This is a genomic window from Bacteroides sp. 1001302B_160321_D4 (genome assembly GCF_015667765.1).
Classification (GTDB): Bacteria; Bacteroidota; Bacteroidia; order Bacteroidales; family Bacteroidaceae; genus Bacteroides; species Bacteroides xylanisolvens.
Window position 1 is genome coordinate 66,830 of sequence record NZ_JADPLO010000027.1, and the last position, 9,532, is coordinate 76,361.

General features: G+C 41.0%; 9 protein-coding genes. 2 read left to right on the forward strand and 7 right to left on the reverse strand.

Annotated features, from left to right (window positions below; translation table 11 throughout):
- Positions 1-13: 13 nt before the first annotated feature.
- The 7 genes from KFO40_RS12235 to KFO40_RS12265 form a co-directional block, all read right to left on the reverse strand.
- Positions 14-616 carry a nitroreductase family protein gene (locus KFO40_RS12235; RefSeq protein WP_004315984.1) on the reverse strand — a complete coding sequence of 201 codons (603 nt, stop codon included), beginning with the start codon at positions 614-616 and terminating at the stop codon, positions 14-16.
- Positions 617-627: 11 nt separating this feature from the next.
- Positions 628-3,375 carry a methionine synthase gene (gene metH / locus KFO40_RS12240; RefSeq protein ID WP_211146409.1) on the reverse strand — a complete coding sequence of 916 codons (2,748 nt, stop codon included), beginning with the start codon at positions 3,373-3,375 and terminating at the stop codon, positions 628-630.
- Positions 3,376-3,464: 89 nt separating this feature from the next.
- Positions 3,465-3,917 (reverse strand): SsrA-binding protein, encoded by a 453-nt coding sequence (gene smpB, locus KFO40_RS12245; RefSeq protein ID WP_008643258.1) that lies wholly within the window; start codon positions 3,915-3,917, stop codon positions 3,465-3,467.
- 9 nt (positions 3,918-3,926) lie between these two features.
- Complete coding sequence (locus KFO40_RS12250) at positions 3,927-4,472, reverse strand: Yip1 family protein (protein WP_008021718.1); 546 nt, start codon at positions 4,470-4,472, stop codon at positions 3,927-3,929.
- A gap of 32 nt (positions 4,473-4,504) precedes the next feature.
- Positions 4,505-5,278: a hypothetical protein gene (locus tag KFO40_RS12255; protein ID WP_117809150.1), complete on the reverse strand. Its 774-nt coding sequence runs from the start codon at positions 5,276-5,278 to the stop codon at positions 4,505-4,507.
- A gap of 82 nt (positions 5,279-5,360) precedes the next feature.
- Positions 5,361-5,861, reverse strand: coding sequence for a DMP19 family protein (locus tag KFO40_RS12260; protein WP_008021714.1), 501 nt, complete (start codon positions 5,859-5,861; stop codon positions 5,361-5,363).
- Between the two features lie 436 nt (positions 5,862-6,297).
- On the reverse strand, positions 6,298-6,702 hold the full coding sequence (locus KFO40_RS12265) for an HsmA family protein (RefSeq protein ID WP_008021711.1): 405 nt from the start codon (positions 6,700-6,702) through the stop codon (positions 6,298-6,300).
- Between the two features lie 237 nt (positions 6,703-6,939).
- Between KFO40_RS12265 and KFO40_RS12270 the strand changes: the two genes are divergently transcribed.
- Together KFO40_RS12270 and KFO40_RS12275 are read left to right on the forward strand one after the other, a co-directional pair.
- Positions 6,940-7,641 carry an iron-sulfur cluster assembly scaffold protein gene (locus KFO40_RS12270; protein WP_007759112.1) on the forward strand — a complete coding sequence of 234 codons (702 nt, stop codon included), beginning with the start codon at positions 6,940-6,942 and terminating at the stop codon, positions 7,639-7,641.
- A gap of 19 nt (positions 7,642-7,660) precedes the next feature.
- Positions 7,661-8,671, forward strand: a complete 1,011-nt coding sequence (locus tag KFO40_RS12275; RefSeq protein ID WP_008021709.1) for a GGGtGRT protein — start codon at positions 7,661-7,663, stop codon at positions 8,669-8,671.
- The last annotated feature ends 861 nt before the right edge of the window (positions 8,672-9,532 follow it).

Consider the following 9,532-nt stretch of genomic DNA (forward strand, 5'->3'; position numbering starts at 1 on the left):
AAACTTTTGCTTACTAATACTGATTATAATGTATCTTTTTCTCGTCAAATTTCTGTTTCGGGTTCTCTTTTGTAGCCGGATAGCCGAAAGGAATGACACAAAGCGGAAGGATATTATCAGGTAGATTGGTATATTTGCGTACCACCTGCATACGGTCTTCATAAGGATAGGCAGCCGTCCATACAGCCCCCAGTCCCAGACTTTCGGCAGCCAGCAGAATATTTTGCGCTGCTGCTGAACAATCCAAATACCAATAAGACGAACGTACAGAATCTCCGCAGACAATGATAGCGTTACGGGCTTGGGTTAACATCTTTGCATAAGGAAGCGCAGCAGCCATTGAATCCAGTTTGGCACGATCGGATACTACTATAAATTCCCAAGGACGGACATCTTTCCCCGAAGGGGCAGCCATTCCGGCACGAAGCATCAAGTCTATTTTCTCTTTCTCCACTCCCTTATTCAGATAAGTACGCACACTTTTACGTGCGAAGATATTATCCAAAGCAGCATTTCCGGTTTCGGACGTTCCTTTTTCTTCTTTGGTAGAAGAACATGCGCTCATAGCAACAACTATTGCTGCAATCAGACATAAGAAAGAGAAAATCTTTTTCATTGTGATACTATTTAAAACAGATTCAACTTATTTTTCTGCGCCTCTTCCAATGAAACCGTTTCACGTTTCAGCAGACCGCTTTTTTCACGAAGCACCTCATATTCGCTATTCAGTTCGTTCACCAATTCGGCTTTCAGCTGTGGATTCAATAATTTGGAAGCAACACTTGCATTCTGGGAAGCATCTTTCAGATGTACCACCGGAGCGTGATAGACAGGAGCAATCTTCAATGCTGTATGCATTTTCGATGTAGTAGCCCCACCAATCAGAAGAGGAATATCCAGTCCTGCTTTTTCGAGTTCCAAAGCCACATGCGCCATTTCTTCCAAAGAGGGAGTAATCAGACCACTCAATCCAATCATATCCACTTTTTCTTCAATGGCACGCTGCACAATGGTTTCCGCCGGCACCATCACTCCCAAGTCTACAATATCATAACCATTGCAAGCCATCACCACCGCTACAATATTTTTTCCAATATCGTGCACATCGCCCTTTACAGTTGCCAGCAACACTTTTCCAGCCGCGGCGCTTCCTTCCACTTTTTCCGATTCGATAATCGGCTGCAGGATAGCTACGGCTTTTTTCATCGTACGGGCAGTCTTCACAACTTGGGGAAGAAACATCTTACCGGCACCAAACAACTCACCTACATAATTCATTCCATCCATCAACGGGCCTTCAATCACATCGACTGCTTTATCATAAAGCGGCAATGCTTCCGCCAAATCCTGTTCAAGGAAATCTCCGATTCCTTTCATCAAGGCATATTTCAAGCGTTCCTGAACGGATTCTTCTCTCCACGCATCTTGTTTGGCGGCTGGTTGTCCGGCAGTTCCGCTCATAGTTGCTTTCAGCGATTCCGCCAATTCTATCAGACGTTCCGCTGCGTCCGGACGACGATTTAAGACGACATCTTCTATCTTTTCCAATACATCGGTCGGGATATCACTATATAACACGGAAGTACCCGGATTCACAATTCCCATGTCCATTCCTTGCTGAATGGCATGATAAAGGAATACAGCGTGCATCGCCTCACGGATATAATTATTGCCACGGAAAGAGAAAGAAAGGTTACTGACTCCTCCGCTAATATGAGCACCCGGAAGATTCTTTTTGATCCATGCGGTAGCTTCAATGAAATCTACGGCATAGTTATTATGTTCTTCGATCCCCGTAGCTACGGCAAGTACATTGGGGTCAAAAATAATATCATGAGGATTAAAACCTACTTTATCTACCAAAAGACGGTAAGCCCGTTCGCAAACTTCTATTTTACGGGCGGCTGTATCTGCCTGACCTTTCTCATCGAAAGCCATTACGACGGCGGCCGCTCCATATTGGCGGATGATACGGGCATGTTCGAGGAAAACGTCCTCGCCTTCTTTCAGAGAAATGGAGTTAACGATTGACTTTCCTTGCAGACATTTCAGGCCGGCTTCAATCACTTCCCATTTGGAAGAGTCAATCATTACCGGAACACGGGCAATTTCCGGTTCGGACATGATAAGATTCAGGAAAGTAGTCATCTCTGTCTTTGCGTCCAACAGTCCGTCATCCATATTGACGTCAATCACCAAGGCACCATCTTCCACTTGTTGACGGGCGATGGAGAGAGCTTCATCATATTTCTTTTCGTTTATCAGACGAAGAAACTTACGAGAACCGGCTACGTTGCAACGTTCGCCGACATTTACAAAGTTAATTTCCGGTTTGACTTCCAACAGTTCAAGTCCGGAAAGCCACATACAATCCGGTGCAAGAGCAGGGACGTGTGGTTTAGCACCTTTCACGAGGGCGGGATATTCGGCAATATAGGCATCCGTCGTTCCACAACAGCCGCCAATGATATTGATTAGCCCTTCTTCGATATATTCTCTCACTTCGTGAGCCATATCAGCAGGTGTCTGGTCATACTTACCCAGGCTATTCGGTAATCCGGCATTCGGATAGGCGCTAATATAATAAGGTGCACGAGCTGCCAGTTGTTCCAGAAATGGTTTCAATTGGCGGGCTCCGAAAGAACAGTTTAAACCGACAGAAAAGATATTGGCATGTTGCACGGAAGCAAGAAATGCGTCCAATGTCTGGCCGGACAATGTTCGTCCGCCAATATCGGACACTGTTACAGATAACATGACAGGGACTTCGACGCCTGTTGCTTTCATTGCCTGTTCGGCTGCAAAAATAGCAGCTTTAGCATTCAGGGTATCAAAGATTGTTTCGATCAGAATGGCGTCTACGCCACCTTCAAGCATTGCTTCCATCTGTTGCTGATAGGATGCAGCCAGTTCGTCGTAACTCAAAGCACGATAAGCCGGATTGTTCACGTCCGGGCTCATAGAGCAGGTTTTATTGGTTGGGCCTACAGAGCCGGCTACAAAACGCGGTTTATCGGGATTCTTTGCAGTGTACTCGTCGGCAAGATCACGGGCTAGTTTTACGGCTGCCAGATTCATCTCACGCACGTATTCTTCTACGTGATAATCAGCCATAGAAACTGTAGTCGAACTGAATGTATTGGTTTCGATGATATCCGCACCTGCTTCCAGGTATTTACGATGAATATCCTGAATCACGTCGGGACGTGTAAGACACAATAAGTCGTTATTCCCTTTCAACTGTCCGGGGATATGCGCAAACCGTTCACCACGAAAATCTTCTTCCTTGAGGTTATATTGTTGAATCATTGTACCCATTGCCCCATCCAGAATAAGGATGCGCTCGGATACGACTTGAGAAATTGTCTTTTTCATTACCCTATCACATTAATACCTAAATACCTACTCTGCCATCTTCTGCCAGACACTTCGCAGTCCGGCGTTTATCTTATAGCGGTTTTTACTTACCGCTTGAACATTCTTGCCATATCTCTACGGTCGTCTTTCTCCTTTATAGATTCTCGTTTATCATATTCTTTCTTACCTTTCGCCAAAGCGACTACCAGTTTCGCCAAACCTTTCTCATTGATAAACAAGCGTACAGGGACAATCGTAAAGCCGGGATTTTTCATCTCCCGCTGAAGTTTCTCCAATTCTTTTTTATTAAGCAACAACTTCCTCTCTCTACGTGCCGTATGGTTATTGTACGATCCATAGAAATATTCGGCAATGTGCATATTCTTCACCCACAATTCGCCTTTCGTAAAATAGCAAAACGTATCTACCAGACTGGCTTTTCCCAAACGAATGGATTTTATTTCCGTACCGGTCAATACAATACCTGCTGTGTAGGTATCTATCAGCTCGTAATCAAACGTAGCCCGCTTATTCTTTATATTTACAGGAGGTTGTTTCATCTTTACTCATTAATTAAGTATAGCCGTCAGTCTATTAAACACGATCTGTATCACCGCCGGACATAGTATTAACAATACAGACGACAAAAGGGTGTATTTTAATCGTTGTTTTTCTTCTACTCCCATCAGTATAGGAACTCCCTCCCATACCACATAGACGATGTAGAACTGCAGCAACCAAGCAATAATTCTAAAATCAGGTAATAGTCCGGTTACTATCTGAAGCAGGAAAGACACAACCAATGCATATCCTGCAAACTGTTGTGTCAACGGCATATTGCTATGCAGACCAAACATCCTTGTTCCCATTTCATTGATGGCATAAGCTGCCAGAAAATAGCCACCGAACAGGGCTACAGCTACGGCGCAACAATTGGTCATAGCTATCTGGAAACTTTGCGGACCTCCCCACCCATTCGTCAATAACGAACCGATGAATACGGACAGACCGCATAAACCAATCATAGGATAGACAAAAGCCATAAATACTTTTCGCCTATCCTCTTCCATAGAAATTTCCTCCCAGGCCTTGGCCGGAGAGGAAATCAATTTCATTGCTATGTTAAATAGTTCTTTGTAGTTCAATGTTATTCTGTAAATGCGTAATCATATTCAACCGAACGTTCAACCGAAGTTTCCTTCCCATCCTTATCGACCAATTCATCTTTTGAGTTATTGATTTCAGCTGTCAGTTCCAGGTATTTCGGTAATTTGCCTGTTTTCTCCTTAAATGCAGCAAGAGCAGCTCTAATTGAATAAGCCCTATAAGCATATGTAAAATTAGAACGAGTTACGGTCTCACCTGCATCCTCAACAACATGGCTAATATATAGTTTTAACTTAGTGTCAGAGGCAGTCATTGCTTCAGGATCATAAGAAAGAACAAATGAATGCTTCTTTACTTCTGAATCTTCAACACTAGAGTTTGTAACTTTCACCCAATATGGCATTGTCAAAACGATTGTATTTTTGTCATAATAAACCAAACTTGACTGTTGCTTATCCAATGAATAAAGAGGATTAGTAGGTTCCGTTTTTTGAGGATTCAAACCTTCATTACCTTTAGGGTCAATACAAAGCGGAGTAGATAGCAAAGTAACTGGTATACTAGTACTATTTGCTGTCACCTGTGATTGGTCATATTGGCATGAAATTATATACATATTTCCATCCAAAAAGCCCAATTCTGTAGTTGGAACCAACTTCGTAGTTGCATCCCCCATCAGAAATGATCCAAAATTATACTTAACAGGAACAGTCATTGTAACATTGTGGTTATCATCTCCATTCATACAAGAAGTAACTGACATACCCATAACCACAGCCATCAAAGCCACCAAGAAAAATTTCACTTGTTTCATAAACATATTTTTTAGATTTTGCAAAGATATAAATTCTAATTCATAATTAATAAATGCAAGTACTTAAAAAATACTGCATCAGTTACTTTATTATTTTTGCAAAAAGTTCCAAATGATCATCTACGTAGCTTGCAATCAATGCTGTGACTTGTTCTTCCATCTCTAAATAGGCTTCTTCCAACTCATCAAAAGCTTCATATTGCTCGTACATAGCCATAAATTCATCATCCGTCCGTTCCTTTTCCAAATCTTTCCGGTTGGCATCAAAGATTTTCTTAGCCTTATAAACTAATTTCGAAAACTCTTCCGCTCCCCACAAACGCATCACTTTCGCAAACGGATTATCAAAGATATAACCACCATAGCCATTCTGAATCAATTGACAGAACCCGCCAACCATCATCTCATCACGAAAAATCTGATAAGCCAGCAAAGAATGTTGTTCTCCCGTCAACAAAGGCATCGTCTCCGCAGTCAATTCACCACCGATTACCTCTTTATATTTATCTGTAAACGCCTGGATAAATTCATCCATTCCTTCACCCGCAGCCTTTTGTAAGGCTGATTCTACAACTTCGATCATAATCTTCTTTATATAATGATGCAGCAAAGCTACGAATTTTATTCTACATCCAGTAATAGTCCCTCCATAATCTTGCCAATCTTAACTCCATTATCCGTCCTCCACGTTCTTCACACGATCCATATCATCTCATTTACAGACACTTCCTGTGAACAAATCATATAAAACACGGTATTCACATCCTTCACAGAATATGTATTTCACAGTTTCACCACATAGTGAGAACCAATACTTGCTATATTAATAGAAACAGGCAAATAGCATATATATCCCGAATGAAAAGCAACTGTTTAATAACAGACGACTCCAGTCGGCTATCCAGTCAACTCTAGTCGACTAATCAGACAACGATAGTTGTCCGAATGGCCGGCTAGAGTCAGCTGACAAGAATATTGTAAGGTGATTTATGAATTGCCGGCTCTATTCAGGCTGTTTATTATACATGTAATCGCATCCCCAAATAAACTCCTATTAGATAAGGTATAAGCCAAATGCACCAAACTACAATGCTGAAACGATTAAAATGTCTCTTTTCTATAGGCGTTCCCTTCACATAGGTCCATATCGCCCATAACGCATGTACAAACATCAGAAGAATAGCAATTGCCCCTATCACCGTATGCATTTCGTCATGCAAATGAGTCAGTTCGGCAATATGCTCCATCAGGCTTGTACCCACCGTGTCGGCCAGCAACCCGAGAAGAAAGAAAATGATATGCCAAAACTTTAATTTCCTTTGAAGACGTTCTCCCCAAACACCTATCGTATAAAACACAAGCGCAGATGAAATAACGCAAATTGCCGCTATTAAATAATGTATATCTATCTGATTCAGTTCCATAAATTTTCTTTTTCTAATAACAACAAAGCACAGGATAGATAGTTCTCGCGGTCTCAATCTTTCACAAATGCAATCCCGACTTTACAAACGACGAAAAAACGTAAACAGATTTGTCTCTTTTCACAAAAAAGTAATAAAAGGCGATTTGCAGAAACAAATAAATCGACTACCTTTGTGGGCGATTTAGAGAATCGTGACTACGTATTTTTAATTATATCACTAAAAAAAGAGCTAATTATGACTTATTCACACGAAGTGGAACACATGTGTGTTGTAAAGAAGGGCCCTAACCACGGACCGGCTCCCATACCCGAAGAAGGCAAATGGGTAAAATCTAAAGAAATCGTTGATATTTCTGGTTTGACACACGGTATCGGTTGGTGCGCTCCTCAACAAGGTGCTTGTAAACTGACACTGAACGTTAAAGAAGGTATCATTCAGGAAGCTTTAGTTGAAACTATCGGATGTTCCGGTATGACTCACTCTGCTGCTATGGCTGCTGAAATTCTTCCGGGAAAAACGATCCTTGAAGCATTGAACACTGACCTTGTTTGCGACGCTATCAATACTGCAATGCGCGAACTTTTCTTGCAAATCGTATACGGACGTACTCAATCAGCTTTCTCTGAAGGTGGTTTGATTATCGGTGCAGGTTTGGAAGACTTGGGTAAAGGTCTTCGTAGCCAGGTAGGTACTCTTTATGGTACTTTGGCTAAAGGTCCTCGTTACCTTGAAATGGCAGAAGGTTATATCAAACAAATCTTCTTGGACAAGAACGACGAAATCTGCGGATACGAATTCGTACACATGGGTAAGTTCATGGACGAAATCAAGAAAGGTACTGATGCTAACGAAGCTTTGAAGAAAGTTACAGGTACTTACGGACGCGTAACAGCAGAACAGGGAGCAGTTAAATCTATTGATCCACGTCACGAATAATATAAGGAGGAAAGAAACAATGATTAGAGAAGTAAAATTCGAAAGCCAAGACCGTCGTATCAAACAGATTATCGCTGCTTTGAACGCTAACGGCATCAAAGATATCGAAGAAGCTAACGCTATCTGTGAAGCTCATGGACTTGATCCTTATAAAACGTGTGAAGAAACTCAGCCTATCTGTTTTGAAAATGCAAAATGGGCTTATGTTGTAGGTACTGCCATTGCTATTAAAAAAGGTTGTACAAACGCTGCTGAAGCTGCTGAAGCTATCGGTATCGGTCTGCAAGCATTCTGCATCCCGGGTTCTGTAGCTGACGACCGTAAAGTTGGTATCGGCCATGGTAACCTTGCTGCTATGTTGCTGCGTGAAGAAACTAAATGTTTCGCTTTCCTGGCAGGTCACGAATCTTTCGCTGCTGCTGAAGGTGCTATCAAAATCGCTGCTAAAGCAGACAAAGTACGTAAAGAACCGTTGCGTTGTATCTTGAACGGTCTTGGAAAAGACGCTGCTCAGATCATCTCTCGTATCAACGGCTTTACATACGTTCAGACTCAATTCGATTACTTTACTGGTGAACTGAAAGTTGTTCGCGAAATCGCTTACTCTGACGGTCCTCGTGCAAAAGTAAAATGTTATGGTGCTGACGACGTTCGCGAAGGTGTAGCTATCATGTGGAAAGAAGGTGTAGACGTATCTATCACAGGTAACTCTACTAACCCGACTCGTTTCCAACATCCAGTTGCAGGTACTTACAAGAAAGAACGTGTTCTTGCTGGTAAACCATATTTCTCTGTAGCTTCAGGTGGTGGTACAGGTCGTACTCTTCACCCGGATAACATGGCTGCCGGTCCTGCTTCATACGGTATGACAGACACAATGGGTCGTATGCACTCTGACGCTCAGTTCGCTGGTTCTTCATCAGTTCCTGCTCACGTAGAAATGATGGGATTCCTGGGAATTGGTAACAATCCTATGGTAGGTTGTACAGTGGCTTGCGCTGTTGACGTAGCTCAGGCTTTGGGTAAGTAATTTAAGTTACTTTTATATAAGGAGAGTAGATTTTTTGTTCTACTCTCCTATTTTTATTTAAAACAATAAACTTTTGGAATAGCGATTCCATTCTATATTTATTAAAAGATATTTGAGCTTTTAGCTCTTATTCTCTGTTCTGAAAACCGCCAAATAGAAGTCCATGAGAATAAGTTACTGAAAGTTCGCGTCCATCGGGCGTGAACTGTTCGTACTTATTTATGGACATGGTGCTTGGCGGTACCTCAGAACAAAATAAGTTTCGAATGGTTCCGCCTTTTTTATTATTATGTATCACACAATATGAAAAATTCATAAATGTGAACCATCAGCTACATATACGTGACTTATCATCTACAAACAAAAAAGACTTATCATAAAAAATACATCTAACTTTGTGAAAGAAAAATCAAACAATTATATAAAACGCAGTAAAGTAGCATTCACAAACAGCAAATATGATACACATTGGTCAAATAATTGAAGCAGAATTACACCGACAAGAACGATCAGTTACATGGTTTGCCAATAAACTATATTGTGACAGGACTAATATATATAAAATCTTCAAACGTGGAAGTATAGATTCTGATCTACTTTTACGCATATCTAATATTTTAAGTCATAACTTTTTCAATTATTATTTAGAAGAACTAGAAAGCTGTGAAAAGAAAGCCACAAATTCGTGACTTATCAACCACTATAAAAACATTCTAATTATCATTATAAACACTTTCTTTGCATACATCTTTTATTTATAATATGAAAATAAGAGATTATATAATCCCATATTCAACAAGCAAAGTTCTAATATTAAAAACAGATAAAAGAAAAACAATATTTTTTACAAAATATTCTATG